The sequence below is a fragment of the Campylobacter sp. RM9331 genome, assembly GCF_020137685.1.
Taxonomy (GTDB): Bacteria; Campylobacterota; Campylobacteria; order Campylobacterales; family Campylobacteraceae; genus Campylobacter_E.
In genome coordinates, this window is sequence record NZ_JACGBA010000003.1 from 42,488 (window position 1) to 64,612 (window position 22,125).

General features: G+C 29.3%; 19 protein-coding genes and 7 tRNA genes. 11 read left to right on the forward strand and 15 right to left on the reverse strand.

All coding sequences use genetic code 11. The features are described from left to right. Position 1: 1 nt before the first annotated feature. The 3 genes from nrfD to phsA are packed head-to-tail and all read right to left on the reverse strand — an operon-like array spanning position 2 to position 3,784. Complete coding sequence (gene nrfD, locus AVBRAN9331_RS01935) at positions 2-964, reverse strand: NrfD/PsrC family molybdoenzyme membrane anchor subunit (RefSeq protein WP_214150088.1); 963 nt, start codon at positions 962-964, stop codon at positions 2-4. Further along, positions 957-1,523: a 4Fe-4S dicluster domain-containing protein gene (locus AVBRAN9331_RS01940; RefSeq protein ID WP_336612308.1), complete on the reverse strand. Its 567-nt coding sequence runs from the start codon at positions 1,521-1,523 to the stop codon at positions 957-959. The genes nrfD and AVBRAN9331_RS01940 overlap by 8 nt, the downstream gene beginning before the upstream one ends. 2 nt (positions 1,524-1,525) lie before the next feature. Beyond that, positions 1,526-3,784: a thiosulfate reductase PhsA gene (gene phsA, locus AVBRAN9331_RS01945; protein WP_336612309.1), complete on the reverse strand. Its 2,259-nt coding sequence runs from the start codon at positions 3,782-3,784 to the stop codon at positions 1,526-1,528. A gap of 223 nt (positions 3,785-4,007) precedes the next feature. Between phsA and AVBRAN9331_RS01950 the strand changes: the two genes are divergently transcribed. The 6 genes from AVBRAN9331_RS01950 (at position 4,008) to AVBRAN9331_RS01975 (ending at position 6,851) form a co-directional block, all read left to right on the forward strand. Continuing rightward, positions 4,008-4,083, forward strand: a tRNA-Lys gene (locus tag AVBRAN9331_RS01950). An 8-nt stretch (positions 4,084-4,091) separates the two neighbouring features. After that, positions 4,092-4,167 (forward strand) — tRNA-Val (locus AVBRAN9331_RS01955). A gap of 16 nt (positions 4,168-4,183) precedes the next feature. Further along, positions 4,184-4,260: transfer RNA gene (locus AVBRAN9331_RS01960), tRNA-Asp, on the forward strand. A gap of 108 nt (positions 4,261-4,368) precedes the next feature. Continuing rightward, a complete protein-coding gene (locus AVBRAN9331_RS01965) occupies positions 4,369-5,757 on the forward strand; it encodes a cation:dicarboxylate symporter family transporter (RefSeq protein ID WP_336612310.1) in 1,389 nt (462 codons plus the stop codon). Then, the gene (locus tag AVBRAN9331_RS01970; RefSeq protein WP_214116323.1) at positions 5,744-6,049 is read left to right on the forward strand and encodes a thioredoxin family protein; all 306 of its coding nucleotides are present in this window, start codon (positions 5,744-5,746) and stop codon (positions 6,047-6,049) included. The genes AVBRAN9331_RS01965 and AVBRAN9331_RS01970 overlap by 14 nt, the downstream gene beginning before the upstream one ends. Before the next feature lies 1 nt (position 6,050). Further along, positions 6,051-6,851, forward strand: a complete 801-nt coding sequence (locus AVBRAN9331_RS01975; protein ID WP_336612311.1) for a hypothetical protein — start codon at positions 6,051-6,053, stop codon at positions 6,849-6,851. Here AVBRAN9331_RS01975 and AVBRAN9331_RS01980 read toward each other — a convergent pair. The 7 genes from AVBRAN9331_RS01980 to AVBRAN9331_RS02010 form a co-directional block, all read right to left on the reverse strand. Further along, the gene (locus AVBRAN9331_RS01980; protein ID WP_214116319.1) at positions 6,846-7,442 is read right to left on the reverse strand and encodes a peroxiredoxin; all 597 of its coding nucleotides are present in this window, start codon (positions 7,440-7,442) and stop codon (positions 6,846-6,848) included. The genes AVBRAN9331_RS01975 and AVBRAN9331_RS01980 overlap by 6 nt on opposite strands. Positions 7,443-7,870: 428 nt before the next feature. Beyond that, a complete protein-coding gene (locus AVBRAN9331_RS01985; protein WP_336612312.1) occupies positions 7,871-8,725 on the reverse strand; it encodes a hypothetical protein in 855 nt (284 codons plus the stop codon). Further along, complete coding sequence (locus AVBRAN9331_RS01990) at positions 8,725-10,014, reverse strand: hypothetical protein (protein WP_336612313.1); 1,290 nt, start codon at positions 10,012-10,014, stop codon at positions 8,725-8,727. Before AVBRAN9331_RS01990 ends, AVBRAN9331_RS01985 begins: the two co-directional genes overlap by 1 nt. A 138-nt stretch (positions 10,015-10,152) precedes the next feature. Beyond that, entirely contained in the window at positions 10,153-11,856 is a 1,704-nt protein-coding gene (ilvD, locus tag AVBRAN9331_RS01995; protein WP_214116313.1) for a dihydroxy-acid dehydratase, read from the reverse strand. A 42-nt stretch (positions 11,857-11,898) separates the two neighbouring features. Next, positions 11,899-14,562, reverse strand: a complete 2,664-nt coding sequence (locus tag AVBRAN9331_RS02000; protein ID WP_214150050.1) for an EAL domain-containing protein — start codon at positions 14,560-14,562, stop codon at positions 11,899-11,901. After that, a complete protein-coding gene (locus AVBRAN9331_RS02005; protein WP_214116310.1) occupies positions 14,559-15,422 on the reverse strand; it encodes a cytochrome-c peroxidase in 864 nt (287 codons plus the stop codon). Before AVBRAN9331_RS02005 ends, AVBRAN9331_RS02000 begins: the two co-directional genes overlap by 4 nt. After that, complete coding sequence (locus tag AVBRAN9331_RS02010; RefSeq protein ID WP_214116307.1) at positions 15,415-15,771, reverse strand: transcriptional repressor; 357 nt, start codon at positions 15,769-15,771, stop codon at positions 15,415-15,417. Before AVBRAN9331_RS02010 ends, AVBRAN9331_RS02005 begins: the two co-directional genes overlap by 8 nt. Positions 15,772-15,892: 121 nt before the next feature. On the opposite strand from AVBRAN9331_RS02010, the gene AVBRAN9331_RS02015 reads away from it, so the two are divergent. The 4 genes from AVBRAN9331_RS02015 to AVBRAN9331_RS02030 are packed head-to-tail and all read left to right on the forward strand — an operon-like array spanning position 15,893 to position 20,081. Next, the gene (locus AVBRAN9331_RS02015) at positions 15,893-17,326 is read left to right on the forward strand and encodes a metal ABC transporter solute-binding protein, Zn/Mn family (protein WP_336612314.1); all 1,434 of its coding nucleotides are present in this window, start codon (positions 15,893-15,895) and stop codon (positions 17,324-17,326) included. Continuing rightward, complete coding sequence (locus AVBRAN9331_RS02020; RefSeq protein ID WP_336612315.1) at positions 17,289-18,572, forward strand: hypothetical protein; 1,284 nt, start codon at positions 17,289-17,291, stop codon at positions 18,570-18,572. The genes AVBRAN9331_RS02015 and AVBRAN9331_RS02020 overlap by 38 nt, the downstream gene beginning before the upstream one ends. Then, the gene (locus AVBRAN9331_RS02025) at positions 18,569-19,294 is read left to right on the forward strand and encodes a metal ABC transporter ATP-binding protein (RefSeq protein WP_214116301.1); all 726 of its coding nucleotides are present in this window, start codon (positions 18,569-18,571) and stop codon (positions 19,292-19,294) included. The genes AVBRAN9331_RS02020 and AVBRAN9331_RS02025 overlap by 4 nt, the downstream gene beginning before the upstream one ends. Continuing rightward, complete coding sequence (locus AVBRAN9331_RS02030) at positions 19,275-20,081, forward strand: metal ABC transporter permease (RefSeq protein ID WP_442862287.1); 807 nt, start codon at positions 19,275-19,277, stop codon at positions 20,079-20,081. Before AVBRAN9331_RS02025 ends, AVBRAN9331_RS02030 begins: the two co-directional genes overlap by 20 nt. A gap of 33 nt (positions 20,082-20,114) precedes the next feature. On the opposite strand, the gene AVBRAN9331_RS02035 is transcribed toward AVBRAN9331_RS02030, so the two are convergent. Continuing rightward, positions 20,115-20,930 carry a mechanosensitive ion channel family protein gene (locus tag AVBRAN9331_RS02035; protein WP_214119648.1) on the reverse strand — a complete coding sequence of 272 codons (816 nt, stop codon included), beginning with the start codon at positions 20,928-20,930 and terminating at the stop codon, positions 20,115-20,117. Between the two features lie 95 nt (positions 20,931-21,025). Here AVBRAN9331_RS02035 and AVBRAN9331_RS02040 point away from each other — a divergent pair, with 95 nt between their 5' ends. Continuing rightward, complete coding sequence (locus AVBRAN9331_RS02040; RefSeq protein WP_214119649.1) at positions 21,026-21,601, forward strand: DJ-1 family glyoxalase III; 576 nt, start codon at positions 21,026-21,028, stop codon at positions 21,599-21,601. A 126-nt stretch (positions 21,602-21,727) separates the two neighbouring features. Here AVBRAN9331_RS02040 and AVBRAN9331_RS02045 read toward each other — a convergent pair. The 4 genes from AVBRAN9331_RS02045 to AVBRAN9331_RS02060 all read right to left on the reverse strand — a co-directional run bounded on the left by AVBRAN9331_RS02045 (position 21,728) and on the right by AVBRAN9331_RS02060 (position 22,117). Further along, a tRNA-Ser gene (locus tag AVBRAN9331_RS02045) sits at positions 21,728-21,815 on the reverse strand. Between the two features lie 46 nt (positions 21,816-21,861). Beyond that, a tRNA-Cys gene (locus tag AVBRAN9331_RS02050) sits at positions 21,862-21,935 on the reverse strand. Between the two features lie 3 nt (positions 21,936-21,938). Then, a tRNA-Leu gene (locus AVBRAN9331_RS02055) sits at positions 21,939-22,026 on the reverse strand. 16 nt (positions 22,027-22,042) lie between these two features. Beyond that, positions 22,043-22,117, reverse strand: a tRNA-Gly gene (locus AVBRAN9331_RS02060). Between the last annotated feature and the right edge of the window lie 8 nt (positions 22,118-22,125).

Below are 22,125 nucleotides of genomic sequence, written 5' to 3' on the forward strand. Positions count from 1 at the left end.
TTTAGCTAATGCAAACTTGTCCTGCATAAACGATAAAAAATCTTAACATTATTACGCCAATTAGCACAGCAAGAGAGTTTATTATTATGAATGCAGGTTTATAGGCGTGGTTTTTAAGTGCAGTTAGGGCTATTAAAATAGGTAAAACAAGCCCCGTTCCTAACACTCCAAACCAAAATAATTTTGAATAAAACTCATGAGAAAAAATAGCCTTAAGCGATATTAAACTCTCGCCCCCACTATAATACATTCCTACAAAAAGTAAAAGCAAGATAGGAATTTCAAGCATTATTGCTCTTAAATCTAAAACTAATAAATACTTTATGTTTTCTTTATTTAAGTGAGCTTTAAAAAATAAAATTCCCACAAGTATATTTGCAGCTATTCCACAAGAAAACGCAGAAACCACAAAAAGCAATGGTAAAATAGGAGTATTCCATAAAGGGATTTTAGAAATCGCACTTAATAAAAATCCCGTATAAGCACCAACACATAAAGCTAAAAAAAACAATACATATTCAATCATCTTTGCAAAATTAGCCATTTTTCTTATGGAATTTGTAATAGGAATTAAGAACCTAAAATAAAGCCCTATTTCACGCTCAAAAATGATTAATGCGTATAAAAATGCTAAAGGTGTATAAACTAATAAAAATAAAACGCCTAAAGTCATAACCGAAGTAAAATTGTATTTTATTAGCAATAAATAAAATGTAAGTGGTTTGCCTAAATCAATTATTAAAAGCAAAAGCCCCAAGCTAATAGCAAGTGGAGAAATTAACGCTCCTGCTTTAATCGTTGCGTCCCAAATACTATTAGTATTATGTGTAAATCTATTAAATTTTACTATTAATGAAACCATCAAACACCCAGCACTAAGCCCTGCTAAAAACAAATATAGTGCAATAGGCCAAGGCCAATAAATCTCATTATATTGCATTAAACTCCCTGCCATATTATTCATAGCGTCCTCCTTTTGTATTTTTTATAAAACCTAGTTTTGGTTTAGTGCCCAAATGAGCTTTAGGATATTCAACGCTTTTACTTGCTAAGACTTTATTAATTTCTGAATTGTTATCATTTATATCCCCAAAAATTAGCGCATCAGTAGGACATACGCTAACACAAGCAGGGGTTAAACCATCGCTTACTCTATTTGAATAACAAAAAGTGCATTTATCAATTGCTTTTGTGATAGGATTAAGAAATCTTGCATTATAAGGACAGGCTAATATGCAGTATTTGCAAGATACGCATAAATTTTCATCAATTAATGTTATTCCATTTGCTAGTTTAAAACTAGCTCCCGTAGGACATACGCTTACACACGGGCTATCTTCGCACATTACACAACTTGCCCTTGTAAAATCTGTTTTAAGATTTGGAAAAACTCCCTTCATTTTCGCATGAACTTGCACTCTAAAAACCCCACTTGGAATTTGATTTTCGTTTTTACAAGCTACGCTACAAGCTTGGCAACCTATACATAAATTTTCATCGTGAATCATTACAAACTTTTTCATCTTTAAGCCCTTTTAATATCTACGCCTATATTTGTAACCATTGTGCTACAAACATAACCACTTCTTGAACCTAGCACTATGCTATCATTTGCACCTATTTCGTGAATGTTTTTAAGTGCTGGAGTGTTACGACCAAATCCGTGATAAATAAACAATGTATCAGGACGAATGCCTTGAGTTAGCATAAGTTTTACTTGGATTTTGCCAAATTCATTTTCTAAATATACTAAATCGCCATCTTTAAAGCCTAATTCTTTAGCCTTAGTTTCATTTATCCACACAGGACTTTCACTCATTAATTCATTTAAAATTGGGATATTTTGAGTATGAGCGTTTGTATGAATTGGAGTTTTGCCACTTGTTAGACAAAATTCATGATTTTTAAACACATCATAATCAGTTGTATTTAAACAGCCGTGAGTTGGGAATAAGTTTTCAACTTTTTCTATGAAAAGCTCTATTTTTTTACTAGGTGTCTTAAAGTTAATTAGTGAACTTAATTCGCCGTTACTATCAATTTTATCTTTAATTTGCGGATAAGTTTTAGCAAATTCTTTTATGGTTTTTGGCTCTCTTAAATAAAGACTAGGGACTTTATAAGTTACTATGCCATCTTTTTTAAGATTTGCTAGTAAATCTACATTGCCTTTAGCTTGTTGCATTCTATACTCATCTATTGTCGTATAAGTATAAAGCTCATCAATTTTCATCATATTTGCTAGTTTTCTAAAAATATCAAAACCACTTTTTGTATCGCCTATAACTTCTACGGCTTTATTTCTCATATAATAGCCATTTCCTATAGTTGCAATGCTCTCATCTCGCTCTAAATATGAGCTTTCTGGTAATACCACATCAGCTAAATTGCTAAAATCATTTAAATATATATCAATACTTACTATAAAATCTAGCTCATTTATAGCCTTTAAACTCTCATTTACATTTGCTACATTTACTAAGTGATTAAACCTAGTATTTACCCAAGCTTTAATAGGATATGGCTTTTTGCTAAGTATTGCAGGGGCAATATCCATTAAAACTCCGTGTTTTCTGGATACAAAATAATTTTTATTTCCAACTTCACCTGCACCATCAATTCTAGGAGTGTTAGGAACCTTAAAAACATTGCTAGGATTATCAAGAGTAGGGAAAATATCTTCGCCTATGATTTTGTTTAAAGTATTTGTATTTTTGCTAGTGTGAATGCCACCTTTTTTCTCGTAATTTCCCATTAAAGCGTTTGCTATTGCAATAGCTCTTGTGCGTTGATATTCTGCATAAGTAGTAGTGGTTTTATGTCCCCAATCAATTACTACTTTAGGAGCAGCTTTATAGATTTCATCGGCAATTCGCTCAATAGTATCAGCACTAATTCCAGTGATACTTTCTTGCCATTTAGGGCTTGTATCTTTTACACTAGCTTTAAGTTCATCAAGTCCTATGCAATATTCATTTACAAATTCTTTATCATATTTTTCATCTCTTAGCCAAATATGAATTAATGCCATTAAAAACGCCACATCAGTTCCTGGCTTAATAGGTAGCCACTCATCAGCCTTAGCAGCAACTACGCTAAATCTAGGCTCAAGGACAAGTAGTTTTGTATCACTTGCAGCTGCAAATTTAGCTAGTTTTTTAGCATCACTTATTACTATACCTTCAAATAAATTATGTCCGAAATTTACAATATATTTTGCATTAGCAAAATCTCTTGATAAGCCGCCACCATAAGTATGCTCTAAAACCATATTATAAGTAATCGGACAGCTTGAATAATGTGAAAATATATTAGGACTGCCGTAAGCACAGGCAAAATTACTCATATGAGTGTGAGATTCTCCGGCTTTGCTTGTAAATATTACGCTACTAGCTCCGTGCTTTTCTTTTATTTCGTTTAACTTTGTTGCAACTAGGTTTAAAGCTTCGTCCCAACTAGCTTCACGCCATTTGTTTTCCCCACGCTTACCTATACGAATTAAAGGCTTAATAAGGCGGTTTTTATCATATAATTGATTAATTCCTGCTCCACCCCTTGCGCATACGCTAGTTTTATTTGTGCTAAATTTTGGATTACCATTAATAAATACACCTTTATTATCTTTAACGCTTATTTCAATAGGACAGCGAGTAGAACACATCTCGCAAACCGAAAAAACACTTTTTTTATCCCCGTTTGTAAAGGCATTAGCACTCAAAACTGGATTAATACAGGCTAATGAACCTAAAAATGCAGAGCCTTTTAAAAATTCCCTTCTTTGCATTAATACTCCTTAAAATACAAATACTTTCAAAGTATTTAATTAAATTATACTTAAAAATTTTAATTAAATTATAAAATTATAATATATTTTATTTTAAATTATCGGAATTTAAATTCTTTTTATTTTTTATGCCAAATTCTTGAATTAAAATATAATTTTTTAGATTTTTCTTGACAATTAAAAATTTTTTTTGTATTATTCAACCTTTCACAAATATTTTAATGTCTTGTTAGCTCAGCAGGTAGAGCATCTCACTTTTAATGAGGGGGCCGCTGGTTCGAATCCAGCACAGGACACCATCAATCTTGGTCGCTTAGCTCAGTTGGTAGAGCGCCACCCTTACAAGGTGGATGTCATAAGTTCGAGTCTTATAGCGACCACCATTTCTTAAACTAGGTTGCGGCGGTAGTTCAGCTGGTTAGAATATCGGCCTGTCACGCCGGAGGTCGCGGGTTCGAGCCCCGTCCGCCGCGCCATTTCCCTTTCTTTTAAAAATTTAAACAATAGTTCTCTCCTTTAATATTTTTATTTCTTAATTTATTTAGGATAAAATCTATCTCTTAAAAAAATATTAAAGGAGAATTATGAAAGATTTTTTCATTAACTTTTTTACACTTTCAGAGCCTTTATCAATTACTTTTGTATTAGTTTATTTAATATTATGCTTTTGGCTAAATCGTTTAGCATATACTATAAGTTTTGCAAAAAGAATGACATTGGCACTATTTTTAGGTGTTATTTTGGGTGTATTAGCTCAATATTTGGCAAATTTTCCTGCAAATTCTAAAGAAGTTTTATGGCTTGAACAAACTAGAATTTGGTATTCTTTCGTTGTAAGTATTTTTATTAGCTTATTAAAACTTATGATAGTTCCTATTGTATTTTTTGGAATTTCATCATCTTTATTAAAGCTTGAAGGTGGAGTAAAGATTTCATCAATTCTTAGTAGAAGTATTTTTTGGCTTTTAATAACTACTGCAATTGCAAGTGCTATAGGTCTTAGTTTAGGTGTAATATTTAATCTAGGAAGTGATGTTGTAGTGCAAACTTCAAAAACTATAAAAGAAGCTAGAACCCTAAGCTCAATTTTATTAGGTTTAATGCCAAATAATATCATAGATTCTTTTGCAAACAATAATATTTTAGGAGTAATTTTAGTAGCATTTTTATTCACTCTTGGTGCAAGAAAAATAGGCACAAAAGAAGAAAATAAAGAAATATTTAGCACCTATAAAAACCTAGTAATTTTTATAAACAAAATTATTATGAATGTAATTACAAATATAATCCAACTAATGCCTTATGCTGTTGTTGCGATGATTGCAAATGTGCTAATAGCAAATGGAGTTGCAGCTATGAAAGAAGCTGGGTTATTTATAATACTAACTTATGCAAGTGGAATTTTAATGATTGTTGTATTTTCTATCATTTTAGCATTTCACGGCTTATCTCCTATGGTGTATTATAAAAAAGCGTTTGAAGTGCTATTATTGGCTTTTACTTCAAGAAGTTCAGCGGGTGTTTTACCGATTACCATTCGCACACTTTATACTAAATTAGGCGTTAGTGAAAACAATGCAAACTTCGTAGCAGGGCTGGGTGCTACTATAGGAATGAGTGGCTGTGCTGGGTATTATGTAGGGCTTGTGGCTGCGTTTATTATGCATAGTGCAGGGCTTAGCATTGATTTATCTAGTGCGGTTTTAATTATTATAATTACTCTTGTTGGGTCTTTAAGCATCGCAGGAATTCCTGGAATTTCAATTGTAGCAGCTTCTATTATGATTACAGGGCTTGGACTTGGGGATAAGTTTTATTTACTAGGTGTGATTTTTGCAATTGACCCTATTATAGATATGGTAAGAACTATGAGCAATGTAAATGGTGCTATGATTGCAGCGATTGCGACTGATAGCGAGTTAAAAACATTAAATAAAAATGAATATAAGGATTTAAACAATGAAAGAGATTAATTATCAAGAATATTTAGATATTAAAGATAATGCAACTTGTGTTATAGCTTTTGGAGCACCTTGGTGTAGGGATTGTAAGATTGCTGAGCCGTTTTTGGTAGAGCTTAGTCAAAAATATACTAATATAAATTTTTACCATGTAAATGTTGATAAAGATGAAAATATAAGAGCTGATTTGGGTATTCGCCATATTCCTACGATACTTTTTTTAAAAAATGGAGAGGAAGTACATACAAGAGTGGTTGAGCCGCACTCAATTTCTTTGATTGAAGAAGGCGTTTTAAAGCTTTAAAATGTTTAAAAATCCATCACTTAACAATGTGTTTTCACAGAGTTTTGATGGGTTTTATATATATTCTAAAAATAGCGAAATTGAAATTCTTTTAAAAGAATTAGCAAATAATCTAAGCAAAAATAATCTAGTTTTATATATTTGTAATACTGACACAAAAGGCTTAAATAAAAATATTTATCACATTGATATTTTTAATGATTTAGCGATTTTGCAAGTTAAAAAATTGAAATATTTTGATTATATTTTCATTGAAAATTTATCATTTTTAAAAAATATAAATTTTCCAAAAAATGTAAAAATTATTGCAAACGGATTTTTAAAATCAGATTTAAGACATTTCAAGGGTAAAAAAACTAGATTTTTAAGATTTATATACACTCAAGATTTTATAAAAATATTTAATCAAAATTGTGAGTTTTTGTATAATTTCAAACCCAAAAATCATAGTATTTTTAGCCCAAATGAGATAGATTTTGATATAGATAAAGAAGTGGAATTTTATTTAAACTGCATTAAGCAAGGCTTTAGGTTTTATGATTTTAGAAAAAGTAGAAAAGATGAGATTTTTAAAGCACTTGGAAATGGCAATGTATCTTTTAATGAAATTCCGTTCGCAAATAATATTAGCAAAAAATATTTTTATATAAATAATCACAAAATTAACAAAGACTTTATACCAAATAATATAAATAATATAAAAGTAAATTTTATAAGTAAGAAAACAGAAGTGAAAAAATCAATATTTAAAAAATTATTTAATTTTAAGTGGGCTAGGAAAATCCTAGCCTTTAAATTATAGTTTTTCGCTATTGTTAGCTAGGTAATCAGCAACACCTTTTGGATCAGCTTTCATACCTTTTTCGCCTTTATGCCAGCCAGCTGGACATACTTCACCATGCTCATTTGTAAATAGCATTGTATCTACCATTCTAATCATTTCATCAATATTTCTTCCTAATGGTAGGTCATTAATTACTGCGTGGCGAACTGTTCCATCAGCGTCTAATAAGAATGAACCTCTTAAAGCTACTGCTTCATCAAATAATACATCAAAACCACGAGCGATTTCTTTTGTAAGGTCTGCTACTAAAGGAAATTGTACATTGCCAATACCGCCTTGATTTACTGGAGTGTTTTTCCAAGCAAAATGGCAGAATTCATTATCGCCACTAATTCCGATTACATTAATTCCTCTATCTTGGAAATCTTTAAATCTTTTATCAAATGCGATAATTTCACTTGGACATACGAATGTAAAATCTTTTGGATAAAAGAATACTACTGTTCCTTTTTTACCCATATTTTTGTATAGATTAAAATTGTTATCTATTGTATTGTTTCCTAATACAGCTGGAGCTGTAAAATCTGGTGCTTTTTTTGTAACTAACATAATTTGTCTCCTTATTAATAATTTTTATTTGTTGAAAAATTATAAATGTTAAAAGTTAATAGAAATGTTAATCATACAAAAATTATCCTAAAATAATTTAAATCAAGATTTTAAGTAATTTTATAAAAATTATAAATTAGTATTAGTTTTAAAATTATTTAATTTAAATAACTATTTAAAATATTTTTAATAAAAATTAATTTATAATATGATTTGCTTTTTGCCTTAGGCTTGTTAGGGTGGAAAGGTGGTAATATGGGAGAAACAATTATTTTAATCGTTTTAATCATAGCTTTACTAAGAACTTTAAAAAAGTTCTAGTAAAACCATTCTAAAAAAACTCTAATTAAATTATAGTGAAGCACGGCTTAGCCTAAGCTTAAAGCAATTCACCTAACCCTAGCAAATTAGCCGTGTTTTGCTAGGGTTTACACATATTTAAGTAATTTTATTCCGATTACAAAATAATCAATCACTAAACCTAAAGCAAATAATACAAATGGACTTATATATACTAATGCCTTATGTTTATATTTTACACACAGAACTACGCCTACAATTAGCCCTAAAAAACTTACTAGATAGTTTAAAACAAATGCCTTTAAAGTGTAATAATTAAAGCTTTCTATATCGCCTACATTTGCACTAAGCCCTAAGGCTTTGTCCGTTGCTATTATTTCATTTTTTGCATTTTTACTTAATTCATATTCGTTAAAATGAGATGATAGCATTGTATTTATAAAACTTTCTTTTGTTAGTTCAAGCCCTAGCTCTTTTGCATTTTTTTCATAGCTTTGTTTAACATCTATCGCATTAAGCATTGCATAATAACTTTGCAATTTTGAACCTAAATTCTCTAACTTATAAGCCCTTTTTTCTATCCATTCATCTCGGCTTAATATTCTTTCTCCTGTAGGTGCTACTTCATCTACATATTTAAAATATTCTTCTCTAAAATTAGATAATAAATCAATTTGTTCTGTTTCTTTACGCATATAATCGGCAGTAAAAGGTGTATAGCCTTTAGTGGTATTAAAATATTTTTTTATATTACTTTCGCTTAAAGGTATTTTTATAGCTTGAAGATTATTAACAACTTTTTCTGAATAGTCTTTTATGCTCTGATTTGCTTTGCCATACTTTTTATAATTTTCAATTGTTTTAATTTTATAATCATTGTGCCATTCTTGTGGTAATTGCTTTATTAGTTCTTCATCGCTTAGATTAATTTGTAAGCCTTGTGAATATACAAGGCTCATTATAATAATTAATATTTTTTTCATTATTGTGTTGCCTTTAGTGAATATTTACTCGTATAGATATTATCCACTAAAGACTTAATTAATTCTTTACTCTCATTATTATAAGCTGATAATTTATTATTTATTTGATTTCTTATACTCTCTTCAATATCTCTTAAATCACTTGCTACTTTGCCTTTACTTTGCCAAAAACCTGTATAATCAGGGAATACTGACCTTATATCTTCATATTGTGATTTTAGTTTAGTGCCTGAATTTTGATATATCTTCATAAATGTTTTTGTTCTATTTTCTAGCAAATCTACAGGATGAGAATTACCACCAACTCTAGTAAAAAATCTACCAATATTACCTGTATAGCCTACATTAAAATCTTTACCTTTGCCATTTTCTAATACATCATATATATCATTTAAGCCTTTAGATAACAATAATAAATCTTGTATTTCTTGTATTTCTTCTTCAGGTTTAGAAAATCCTTGTCTTGCTAAAGTATCCTTAAGCATAGTATAAATACCTGAAGTATTGCTATTAATATAAGTTTCATTTTGATTTTTTATGTTTTTTAGTTCTTTTTGCCTTTCTTGTAGCTTTGCTAATTCTTGCCTAGCTTTTTCTTGTTCTTCAAAACTTGTTGCAGCTGGTAGTCTTAAAATCTCTGTTATTTTATTAATTTGATTTTCATTATTTAGCATTTCTTGTTTTATTGTCTTATTTTGCTCTTGTGCTTTATTAAACATAGCTAAATCTACATTAGAAACGCCATTATTTCTCACGCTATTTGCACCATTACCACCTTTAGGAATAGGGTTAAAGTTATCTTCGTTTGCACGATAGCCTTGTCCTGTATATCCTAAATGTTTTTCAAATAAACGCTGTTTATCTAAGTATTTTTGAGCGTTTGCTATTTGAGTAGGGGTATCTGTTGCTAATGGGTCATTAAAAGCAGCCATTTGCATATAGTTTAAATGCTTATAATAAGCATTCTTTAAATCATCTCCTTTTAAGTTAGGAAATTTGAGTGAAAACTCATTAAAATCACTCATTACTTTTTTAGCTTCTTCTTGTTCTTTATAAGTTTGGTCTTTTAAAAACATATTTTGCTTACGCTCACTTATAATTGAATAGGTATTGCTTAAGTTTACTTTGTGATTTTCCTTTTGCATTTTAAATATTTCAGGTTGTGTTTTTGTAGCGAATTGATTTTGTTTTAGAGTTTCCATATCGTTTGCGGTTTTTATTTGCTCTTGTGCGATTTTATTATTTTTAGTTTGTCTAGCTATATCTAAATCAATCGCACCTTTTTGCACTTGATTTTCTAGGTTCTTTGTTCCTAGCTTAATAAAATAAGAGATTTTTATTAATTTATTTAAAGTAAAAAAGCAATTTCAAATTCTATAAAAATTTCAAATATAAAACTAGGAATTTCCTTAAGAAATCCCTAAAAATTATTTCATTTCATTCAAACCATCAAGGTCTAAAACACCGCCACTACTAGCATTACTAACTAGCTTTTGATACATTCTAAGCCATCTTGAATTAAGCTCTTTTTTAATAGGCTTAAATTCCGCTCTTCTTCTAGCCATTTCTTCATCATCAATTAATAGATTTATAGTGCATTTAATAGTGTCAATTTCTATTAAATCTCCATCTTTAATAAGCCCTATTTCGCCACCTTCAGCAGCTTCAGGTGAGCAATGTCCTACACTAAAACCACGAGTCGCCCCGCTAAATCTACCATCAGTAAGTAATGCAACCGACGCACCTAAGCCCCTACCCATAATAAGACTTGTTGGGCTTAACATTTCTTGCATTCCAGGACCACCTTTTGGACCTTCATAGCGAATTACTACACAATCTCCGGCAACCACTTTTCCACTGCTAATCCCTGCTATTGCTTCATCTTGAGAATTAAAGCAAACACATTTACCACGGAAAACCTTATCACCAACGATACCGGCTACCTTTATTACCGCACCTTCTCTTGCGATATTGCCAAATAATACGCATAATCCACCACGCTCAGAGTATGGATTATTTAAAGTTTTTATAGCCTTTCCATCAGGATTACTATCTTTAATCAGTTCTCCTATGCTATCTCCACTAATAGTAAGTGCATCTTTGCTAAAGAATTTACTTTTTTTGCTAACTTCATTCATTATTGCATATATTCCACCACTACTTCCTACATCTTGCATATGAGTTCCTGGCAGACTTGGACTAACCTTAGCTATATGTGGTGTATCTTGAGCGATTTCGTGCATTAATTTTAAATCAATCTCATCAGCATAAGCTTCTTTTGCAATTGCTAAAGTGTGTAAAATTGTATTCGTGCTACCGCCCATTGCCATATCACAAACAAGAGCGTTTTTTAAACTCTTATTATTTAAAATATTTCTAATTTTGTATTTTTCGCTTAGCTCTTCGCTCTTTGCAATCTCACAAATTCTTCTTGCAGCACTTCTTAATAATTCTTCTCTTTCAGAAGTTAAAGCTAAAATAGTTCCATTTCCTTTAAGTGCAATACCAAGGCTTTCCATTAAAGAATTCATTGAATTTGCAGTAAACATTCCACTGCAACTTCCAGCTCCAGGACATGCAGCACATTCAATTTCTTTTAATTTCGCTTCATCAATTTTACCAACTTCGTATTCGCCAACCGCTTCAAACGCTGTATTTAAATCAATTTGAGAACCATCTTTAAGCTTACCTGCAGCCATCGCTCCACCACTTACAAAAATAGTAGGCACATTCACTCTTAAAGCCCCCATAATCATACCTGGAGTAATTTTATCGCAGTTTGGAATAGCTATCATTGCATCTAGGCTATGTGCGTTCATAACCGTCTCAACACTACTTGCTATTAATTCGCGACTTGGCAACGAATAAAGCATTCCACTATGTCCCATAGCAATACCATCATCAACACCAATGCAGTTAAACTCAAATGGCACACAGCCGTTTTTGCGTATTTCATCTTTGATAATTTCAGCATATTTGTTTAGATAAAAATGCCCTGGAATAATCTCTATAAAACTATTACAAACCCCAATAAATGGCTTTGCAAAATCTTCATCTTTTAGCCCAACGGCTCTTAATAATGACCTACTTGGTGCTTTTGTATAACCTTTTTTAATAGTATCACTTCTCATTATTGCTCCTTTTAATAGATTTTCAAATTCCTATTTTAAATTCTAAATAAAAATATTATGTGGTTCTTCAGGTTTGCTTAGCTCATACCCTTGAGATTTTTCTATTCCGTAATCTTGAACTATTTTTAAAATTTCTTGATTTTTTACAAACTCAGCTACAACTTCATAACCTTGCTTATGAGCAAATCCTACTAGAGTTTCAAGAACGGTTCTAGCATTATTATCAATTACTAAACTTTCAATAATTGAGCCATCAATTTTTAAGTAATCAAACTTAATTTTTAATAATCTATAAAAGTTTGAATATCCACTACCAAAATCATCTATTGCTATCTTGCAACCCCTAAATGAAATTGATTTTAAGAAATTTGATAAATCATCATATTTATCAATACTTTCACTTTCTAATATCTCAACACATAAAGCTTCTGGGCGAGAGCATTTTTCTAATCTATTTTCAAATACATCTCTAGTTTCTTTATTGATAATATCAGAGTTAGCTAGGTTTATACTAAAATTCGCATTAGGATATTGCTCTATCAAATCAAAAACCTTATTAATTACTACTTCTTGAATATCTTTATAAAGACCCACTTTTCTTGCTACATCTAAGAAAAGTCCCGGTGAGACTATATTATTATGCTCATCTCTTAACCTAACTAATACTTCATAATAAGAAACTTCTTTTGTAATAGAATTATGCACACCTTGACAAACCACAAAAATTTTATCATTTTCTAAAGCATATCTTATCTGACCTACTACTCTTTGTTGCTCTGCGTGTTGTTTTTCTATACTTAAACCTTCTTTATAAACACAATAAGGCTCTTTTGTTTTAATAGTCTCATAACTTGCTAAGATTGCTTGTGCAAGTCTATTAATAATCTCTTGATTTGACTTTCTAATATCACGCTCACTTGAAATTCCGATATTTAATTCTAAGTCTTTAAGTTCCATACCAGAATTTATTTTTAACTCAAATTTATTTTTTTTGCCCCGTGTAGAGTTCATTGTTTGGGTTTTAAAATGATTTTGTATCAAATCAGCTGCTGCCATAGCTTCTTCGTGGTTTTTATAAACTATACAAAACTCATCTAGTTGCAAATGATAAATACTAGTGCTTTTTAATACCTCATCGTTATTTTTCACATTTAAAGCATTTTTTAAAGAATTTGCAAAAACTTTTATAATCTCATCAATCATAATAGTTGAATAATTCAGCCTTAAATCATTGAAATTATCAATTTTTAAATATAAGAAAATATTATTTTTATTAGCTTTATCGTCTTTTAATTCCCTATCTTGTAAAGCCTGTAAAGATAATAAACCTGTTAAGCTATCTGTATCTAATTTCTTTTGCATATTATCAAGCTTGGTTTTATAATCTTTAATTTGTAAGATTTTTTTAGTTACATCAACTTTATTAATCAGCTCAATATTATCACCTAAATTTTTTCTAAATACAGAGAAAAATCTAGTTTCTTTTCTACTTGTAATATCATTTTCATTATAAGCTTGGATTTTGCTATGACTTTCTTGAATTAGCGTTCCATAATCAAACCCTTTAGCACTATCAGTCAAATCAATAATTCCATCTAATGAATCATAAAAATTCACCGCTTGTGCTTTTCTTATACTTTCACTTTGTTCGGTTGGTGCATGAACATTGAATGTAAAAGTATCATTTACATATTCAGCATATAAATTCTTTTTATTTTTTGTATTTATTAAAACTTGTTGAATTGGAGAATTTAAAAATGCTTTATATAAAATATTTAATGCACTTGTTAAATCTAGGCTATATTTAAAAATAATAAAAGTAGTAAATATTAATAAAACTGCAAAAATTGCACCAACTAAAACTAATTGGTCATTTGTCTTTTCTAAATGCTCAATTTTACTTAAAACTTGCAATTTTAATTGAGTTAAAATATTTTCAAAATCTGTGAAATTTTTAATTTCATTTTTTTCTTCGTGAAGTTTTTTCACTCCATCTAATAATTTTCTACTTAATATTAAATATGTTTTTTCATCATCAATAGTTGATATTTTATCTTCTAAAAGCTCTATATATTCTTTATCTTTATCTAATTTGGTTTTTGCATAATTTTGTTTTAATTCAATTAATTGTGTTTTATAATCAATAATTTGTTTTGTATTATTTTCTATTAATGAGTCTAAAAACTCAATATATCCTTTTATTGAACTCACGCTAATTTTAGTAGCAAATATATACTCTAAAACATTTTGTTTTACATCAACCAATTTTGATTGAGAATAAAGCACATTAAAGCTTTTAAAATCACTTCCGCTAGTCCCTAATAAACTATTAAAATCTTTTATATATTGTTTTAATTTTTCTATACTACTTTTAATTTTTTCTTCTTCATTAGCATTTAATTGTTTATTGTTTTTAAGAATTTGAATTAACTCATTAGTTTTAACATCAATCTCACTTAACTTCTTGCCACTATTTTCAAAATTTGCATAAATACTTGGTCTTTCTATATTTAGCATTAATTCTTGATTGTCTAACATAATTTCGTGTATATGGTTGTTTATATCGTAATTAATATCTATTTGATGAAGTTTGGTAAAAAATATTCCAGTGCATACAAAAATGCCAACCATCATTGCAGCAATGAAAATCTGTAAAATCTTTTGAACAAATGTTTTTATTTCTATATTTTTATATTCTCTATTCATTTCTCTTCCAAAATCTTAGGTCTTTTTCCTTCAAGTGTTTTTAAAAATTCTATTATATCATCAACATCTTTATCTGGCATAACTATGCCTAATTGACAAGCAGACATAACTCTAACAATATCTTCTAAATTATTAAATGCTCCTTGATATGTATATGGTTGGGTAATTGTAATATTTCTTAAAGTAGGCACTTTTACTTTTTTATCTTCTAATTTACAGCCTTCTGAAAAGCTAGTATTTATATCAGCAATTATATTACTTCCAAAATTACTACCATTATGACACGACGAGCAGCCATAAAAATTAAATAATTTAAGTCCTCTTTTAGCATTATCACTTATAGCATTTTTATCTCCTTTTAAATACAAATCAAAAGGAGCATCAAGAGTTATTAAGGCTTTTTCAAATTCTACCAAAACACTTACTAAATTATCATAATTAGCGGCTAATCCTATTTCATTAAACCATCTTTGATATGTTACATTTAACTTAACCCAACTATTAAATTCATCAGGCGTAATATTCATATCGTCTTTTAATGTTTGTTTAATTTGTTCTCTTAAATCAGTAATATTTGCGTCTTTAAAAAATAAATTAGAATATACAATATTTAAAATTGTTGGTGGATTTGTTAAATTATCAGAATTTATACCAGAATTATTCGTCCCACTACCAGTAAGATTTAAATTATGACAGGTATTGCAAGATACTTTATTAGGACTTAAATTTACATCAAAATATAATCTTTTACCAACGGCAGCTAATTTTTTATCATAAGGTATGCTAGTTAAAGGTTTATATATATTCTCATCTGCAAAAGCAAAAACAATAAATACAATTAAAAATATAATCTTATTCATCATTGTCCTTGCATTCCTCACAAACTCCTTTTACCAAGACAGAATTAACTTTTAAATTATTAATTGTTGGAAACTCCAAATCTTTAGTATGATGACAAATATCACACACAAAAAGTGCATTATTACCTTTATTTATTTGATAATAACCCTTGCCATCTAAATCAATTTTATTTACCAATTTAGACTTTTGAAACTGCTCCATCGTCCTATAAAATGTAGTTTTATTTGCCTTAGTTTTAAATTCATCAAAACTCATAGGCTCTTTAGCAGCTAAAAGCTCATCTAATAATAAAATTCTAAGTTCTGTAATACCGATATCGTGCTTTTTTAATAATTTTACTGAATTCATCTCGTAAATAATAGCAAAAAAAATTAAAATTTAAACCTAATTTATTTTTTGCAACTAAGTTGCATTTAAGCAACAATTTACTACACTTGCAACTTTAAAACATTTATGAAAAGGAATTGCAATGAAAAAGATATTATTAAGTTCATTAGCTAGCGTGTATTTATTAGCTAATAATGTAGGAGTTAGCATATTACCACAAGTTGAAATTGTTAAAAAACTATTACCAAATGCAAATATTACAACTCTTATGCCAGCAGGAGCTGACCCACATACTTACGAGCCAAAACCAAAGCAAATGATGGAGCTTAGTAAGGCTAAAGTATTTTTAGGTATCGGGGTTGAAATTGAAGATATATGGCTTAAAAGACTTGCCGAAAATACCAATATAAAAATAATTCACACTGATGAAAATATTCAAAAAAATAATTATTCTCATAAAGAATTAAACGAGCACCATCACGAACATAATGATGATGTATATAATGGGATTTTTGATGATAATGATGTAAAAAATAGAGATTTAAGTGATTGGATTGGTAATTGGAAATCAATTTATCCTTACGCTAAAAATGGGGATTTAGATGAATATTACAAATTAAAATCAAATGCAAAAAAAGATAAAACTGAGCAAGAATATAAAGAATATTATCTAAATGGCTATAAAACCGATGTAGAAAGCATAATCATTACAAAAGATAGTATGGAATTTATACAAAATGGTATAAGTAAAAAATCAAATTATAAATATATTGGATACAAAATACTAACCTATGAATCAGGTAAAAAAGGTGTTAGATATTTATTTGAAGCTACCAATAAAGATGCAGCTTTTAAATATGTGCAATTTAGCGACCACAATATCGCTCCTACAAAAGATTTAGAACATTTTCATATATTTTTTGGCAACTCTAGTCAAGAAGAATTGCTAAAAGAAATGGATAATTGGCCAACTTATTATCCTAAAAATATGAGCGTAAAAGATATTAAAAAAGACTTAATTCATCACATAGGCTCAAATCATAAAGAAGAGCACCATCACCACGAGCATCAACACGAGCATTCAGGCTTAGATGTGCATATTTGGACTGACCCTATTTTATTAAAACAAATTGCACAAAATTCAGCTAATGCTTTAAAAGAAGCTTTTCCTAATGAAAGCAAAACAATTGATGAAAATCTAAAAAATTATGAAAAAGAATTAGATGAATTAAACTTAAAAATATATGATTTAACGAAAAATGTGAATGTAAAAGGTTTTATAAGCGCTCATCCATCGTGGGGATATTTTGCTAAAAGATATAATCTTGTTGAATATACTTTAGAATTTGAAGGTAAAGAAATAAAACCTAGTGAATTAGCAAAAATCATAGAAATTGCAAAAGATAAAAAAGCTTGCCTTGTTTTAAAAGCACCGCAATTTAATGATAAATTGGCAAAAACCATTCACAAGGAAAGTGGATTAAAATTAGTAGAAATTAATCAACTTTCTAATGAATTATCTAAGGAGCTTTTAAACTTTGCGAAAATTATTAACGATAATTGTTCTAAGCATTAATATATACGCTTGTGCTTTATGTGCTTTATATACGCCAACTGCTCATGTTAGCTTTAAAGGAAATTCCATTTCATGGGAATTTTCTTCTAATTTTTCACAAACACTATTAGACGGCTATGATTTAAATAATGACAAGAATTTAGATGAAAAAGAATTAGTAGCCGTTCGTGCTGCTTTGCTTGATTATTTACTACCTAGAGATTTTTTGACTACTTTAAAATATTATGATTTGCCATTCGGAGAAAGCAAAAAAATCAAATTTATTGTTAAAGATATTAAAGTAAGTTTTGATAAGGAGCTTTTTTTAGAATACTTTATAGATTATGATTTTAGTCCTAAAATTGATAGAGTTTTAATGTTTTCGGTAGAGGATTTAGATGGGTTTTTTAATTTTAAAATAAAAGAAAATACCTATAAAGTAGATGGTTTTAGCATTAATGAAAACATTAATCTAAATGCAGTTTATTATGAATTTCAAAAAGCAAATGTAATAGAAAAAATAGCTCAAAAAGTAGATGAAAAAGTAGAAAAATCAAAAGAATTTGAAACCAACACTTCAAAATCTTTTTATGATATTTTATTAGAAAAATTAGCAAAATTACAGAGCAAAATGCTTGAATTATTAAAAGACAATAGCATATATTTATATCCTATCGCACTAATTTATGGCTTTTTTCACGCTTTATTACCAAGTCACGGAAAAAGCATAACCGCAGCTTATTTTATGAACTCTAAGAAAAAAATATTATTTTTTAGTCTAAAAGTAGGTTTTATTCACTTAGTAAATGCCTTTATAATTGCTAGTTTTTTCTCTTTATTTAATCTTTTAAATCTTAATAAAATTTCAGGATTTTTAATAAGTTTCTTAGCACTTATTTTGCTTTATTTAAAACTAAAAAAACCACAAATTTCACAAATTGCAAAAACACCAAATAATATAAAAAGCTTTAGTGTGGCTAATGAGAATAGAATTTTAAATGTAGTAAATAAAGAAAAAGTTCTTGATAATTTCTTAGCATTTAGCATAGGTTTATTACCTTGTCCTGGACTTATTTTAGTAATTGGTTTTATAAGTAGCTTAGGTGCTAGAGCTTTTATAGCGGCTTTATTAATCGCATTAGGTATGAGTTTGGCTATATTTTTAAGTGCATTTATAATAACAAGATTTAAATTTAACTCAAAAATAGAGATTTTAAGCCTTGTATTTGTAATATGCGTTGGATTATTTATAGGATTTTTTGGATGATTGAAGTAAAAAATGTAAGCTTTTCTTACGATACGGAAGAGATTTTAAGCAATATTAGTTTTAATGTAGAAAAAAATGAATTCGTAGGAATTATAGGAGCAAACGGCGGTGGCAAAAGCACAACTTTAAAGCTTTTATTGGGTTTGTTAAAACCAAGTAAAGGCGAAATTATTATAAACACAAATAAATTAAGTTATGTCCCACAAGTTGCTAATATAAATCCTAGTTTTCCAATCAATGTTTTAGATGTAGTTTTGATGGGAACTTTAAAAAGAAATTCATTCTTTTTTAATTCAAAACAAGATAAATTAAATGCACTTTTAGCACTTGAAAAATTAGGCTTAAAAGATTATGCAAATAAAAGATTTGCAAGTTTAAGTGGCGGGCAAAAGCAAAGAGTTTTAATAGCTAGAGCAATACTTAGTGGCTGTGAATTATTATTACTTGATGAGCCTACTGCTAGTATTGATGCAAAAGGACAAATAGAAGTGTTTGAATTATTAAAAAGCCTTAATAATCAAGGAATTAGCATAATTTGTGTTTGCCACGATATAGCTTTAATTTCTTCGTATGCAAATAAATTAATTCATATTAGCAAGACCGCACATTTACACAAAATCACAAAAGGTCTTGATAGCAACAAATTATTACACTTAGCAACGCATAAAAATAATTTATGCGAAGTTGATATATGGGAAAATTATGGAATATCTAAATTATAATTTTATTCAAAATGCAATTTTAGCAGCGGTTTTAGTAAGCATTGCTTGTGGGATTATAGGAGCGCTTGTTCTTACAAATCGTCTTGTAGCAATGGTAGGTGGTATTTCTCACGCAGCTTATGGTGGGCTTGGGATTTCGCTTTATTTTGGAGTTAGCACTATGCTTAGCACTTTAGCCTTTGTTATTGCTTGTGCTGTTTTGATTGCATATTTATCAAGAAATTACAAAAACCAAGATGCTGTAATTGGTGTAGTATGGGCTTTTGGAATGAGTGTTGGGATATTGCTTAGCGATTTAAGTCCTAATTCAAATTCCATAGTTTTTAGCTATTTATTTGGAGCTATTTTGGCAGTTGAATTAAGTGATATTTATATTATGTTAAGTGCTGATATAGCTTTTATCATAATGGCTTTTGTATTTTATAGACAATTAATAGGAGTTAGCGTTGATAGTGAGTTTTGCAAGGCAAATGGTGTTAATGCAAATCTAATTTATTATATGCTAATAATTGCAGCCGCTGTTTGTATAGTGATTAGTTTAAGAGTAGTTGGAATGGTTTTAATACTAGCTTTGCTTTGTATTCCTAGCTATATTTCTTCTATGTTTTGCACCAAGCTTTCATCTATGATGATTATTTCTGTATTATTATCGCTATTTTTTTGCCTAGGTGGATTAATTTTAAGTATTGCTTATGAATTAAGTAGTGGAGCTTGTATAATTTTACTTGCTTGTTTTTGCTTTATGATTGCTTATGTTTTAAGCTTTGTTGTGAAAAAAAGAATTTGAAATAAGATAAAAATCTCATTTCAAATTCTAAAATTATTTTATAAATATCTTTGCAAGTGCTTCATTTACCTGCATTGAAGCTTTTTCATAATTTTCATTTTTTACCCATAGTTGAATTGCTATTTCTATATTAGTATCATTTACATTTTTAACCCCAACATAAATTGCTGGATTTTTTAAAATTAATTCATTTTGACCTAATGCTGTTTCAACTTCTTTTCTAACATCACATAAAGTTGATGGGTCAATTACTTTAGAATAATCAATTCTTCTTGTTTTTTCACGAGAATAATTATAAATATTATCGCTTATAACTTTTGAGTTTGGAACTATTATATTTGTATTATCGTATGTTCTAAGCGTAACTGAAAACAAACATATATCAGATACAAATCCTTCTCCTGCACCAAATTTTACATAATCACCTATTTTAAAAGGTCTAAACACTACAACCAAAACACCCGCAGCTATATTTGATAAAGTTTCTTTAAATGCAAAAGATATAGCAAAAGATGTAGCTGTAAATAAAGCAACGAATGAAGTCGTATCAACACCAACATTATTAAGTGCTGCTAGAATTCCAACAACTAAAATTATAATTTTTACAAGCTTAACTAAGAAATTGGTTAAAGTCTCATCTGTGCTAATTTTAATTAAAGTAACTCTTAAAATTTTTCCTACAACTTTCATTAAAAACAATGCTAAAACAATAATAAGAATTGAACCTAAAATCTTAAAACCATATTTTAAGAAAAATCCTTCAAAATCAAAACCTGCACTTTGCAAATCAATTAGTTTATTCAGAGTTTCTGTGGTTGTGGCTTTTACATCTTGAATTGTTGTATCCATCAATATCCTTTTTAAAAAATTTGAAAATGAATATTAACAATTAATTACTTAATTTTAATTAATATTATTCTCTAATCTAATTAAAAGGAGTAAAAATGAAAAATATTTTAGTGCCTATGGCAAATGGAGCTGAAGATATTGAATTAATTAGCATTATTGATATTCTTCTAAGAGCGAAAAATTATGGAGCTAATATAAATGTAATTTGTGCTAGTTTAGATGATAATTTAGAAGTTACACTAGATACTGGTATGGTTTTAAAAGCTAAGGTAAAACTAAGCGAAGTTGATACTAAAAACATTGATGCAATTGCTCTAGCAGGTGGTTTTGGTGGTATGACAAATCTTAAAAATAGTGAAAAAATCAAATCAATTTTACAAGATTTAAATTCTCAAAACAAATTAATAGCAGCAATTTGTGCTTCTCCAATAGTTTTAGCAAATGCTGGGGTTTTAAGTGATGAATTTACTTGCTATCCAGGTTGTGAAGAAGGAATTAAAGGAACAAGATTAAATGAGCCTGTAGTAGTTCGTAAAAATATAATCACAAGTGCTGGACCTATCACTTCATCTTATTTTGCACTTACAATAGTAAAAGAAATGGGATTTTTAGACCAATTTAATGGAATGCTTGATGGTTTATTAATAAATCAATTCGGAATTAAATTCTAATTAAAATATATTGAGTGTTTTTCAACACTCAATTAAAATATTTTCTTCTAACAAAGGAGCTAAAAAAGCTAGAACAAAATACTTTTTTAAAAAAATATAAAATGAAAAAGATTGTTAAAAATGAAGTGGCCGGGAGAAAGGGATTCGAACCCCTGGAGGCTTGCACCTCAACGGTTTTCAAGACCGCCGCTTTCGACCACTCAGCCATCTCCCGAAAAATTATCAAACAAGCGATAAAAGATTTTTTGCAAAAGCCTTATTGGAGGTGATACTCGGATTTGAACCGAGGATCAAGGCTTTGCAGGCCCATGCCTTACCGCTTGGCTATATCACCTTATGGTGCCCAGAGCCGGACTTGAACCGGCACGGTAAAAACTACCGAGGGATTTTAAGTCCCTTGCGTCTACCATTTCCGCCATCTGGGCAAAATATGTAAAATAATGGAGCGGGAAACGAGGTTCGAACTCGCGACCCCAACCTTGGCAAGGTTGTGCTCTACCACTGAGCTATTCCCGCACTTATGA

What these genes read in the sequence shown, in the direction of transcription:
- AVBRAN9331_RS01940 (WP_336612308.1), bottom strand. Translation starts at nt 1,523, where the DNA reads ATGAAAAAGTTTGTAATGATTCACGATGAAAATTTATGTATAGGTTGC.
- AVBRAN9331_RS02025 (WP_214116301.1), top strand. Translation starts at nt 18,569, where the DNA reads ATGATTGAAGTAAAAAATGTAAGCTTTTCTTACGATACGGAAGAGATT.
- AVBRAN9331_RS02040 (WP_214119649.1), top strand. Translation starts at nt 21,026, where the DNA reads ATGAAAAATATTTTAGTGCCTATGGCAAATGGAGCTGAAGATATTGAA.
- AVBRAN9331_RS01970 (WP_214116323.1), top strand. Translation starts at nt 5,744, where the DNA reads ATGAAAGAGATTAATTATCAAGAATATTTAGATATTAAAGATAATGCA.
- AVBRAN9331_RS01985 (WP_336612312.1), bottom strand. Translation starts at nt 8,725, where the DNA reads ATGAAAAAAATATTAATTATTATAATGAGCCTTGTATATTCACAAGGC.
- AVBRAN9331_RS01975 (WP_336612311.1), top strand. Translation starts at nt 6,051, where the DNA reads ATGTTTAAAAATCCATCACTTAACAATGTGTTTTCACAGAGTTTTGAT.
- AVBRAN9331_RS02015 (WP_336612314.1), top strand. Translation starts at nt 15,893, where the DNA reads ATGAAAAAGATATTATTAAGTTCATTAGCTAGCGTGTATTTATTAGCT.
- AVBRAN9331_RS02005 (WP_214116310.1), bottom strand. Translation starts at nt 15,422, where the DNA reads ATGAATAAGATTATATTTTTAATTGTATTTATTGTTTTTGCTTTTGCA.
- AVBRAN9331_RS01980 (WP_214116319.1), bottom strand. Translation starts at nt 7,442, where the DNA reads ATGTTAGTTACAAAAAAAGCACCAGATTTTACAGCTCCAGCTGTATTA.
- AVBRAN9331_RS01965 (WP_336612310.1), top strand. Translation starts at nt 4,369, where the DNA reads ATGAAAGATTTTTTCATTAACTTTTTTACACTTTCAGAGCCTTTATCA.
- AVBRAN9331_RS02010 (WP_214116307.1), bottom strand. Translation starts at nt 15,771, where the DNA reads ATGAATTCAGTAAAATTATTAAAAAAGCACGATATCGGTATTACAGAA.
- nrfD (WP_214150088.1), bottom strand. Translation starts at nt 964, where the DNA reads ATGAATAATATGGCAGGGAGTTTAATGCAATATAATGAGATTTATTGG.
- AVBRAN9331_RS02000 (WP_214150050.1), bottom strand. Translation starts at nt 14,562, where the DNA reads ATGAATAGAGAATATAAAAATATAGAAATAAAAACATTTGTTCAAAAG.
- AVBRAN9331_RS02030 (WP_442862287.1), top strand. Translation starts at nt 19,275, where the DNA reads ATGGAATATCTAAATTATAATTTTATTCAAAATGCAATTTTAGCAGCG.
- AVBRAN9331_RS02035 (WP_214119648.1), bottom strand. Translation starts at nt 20,930, where the DNA reads ATGGATACAACAATTCAAGATGTAAAAGCCACAACCACAGAAACTCTG.
- phsA (WP_336612309.1), bottom strand. Translation starts at nt 3,784, where the DNA reads ATGCAAAGAAGGGAATTTTTAAAAGGCTCTGCATTTTTAGGTTCATTA.
- ilvD (WP_214116313.1), bottom strand. Translation starts at nt 11,856, where the DNA reads ATGAGAAGTGATACTATTAAAAAAGGTTATACAAAAGCACCAAGTAGG.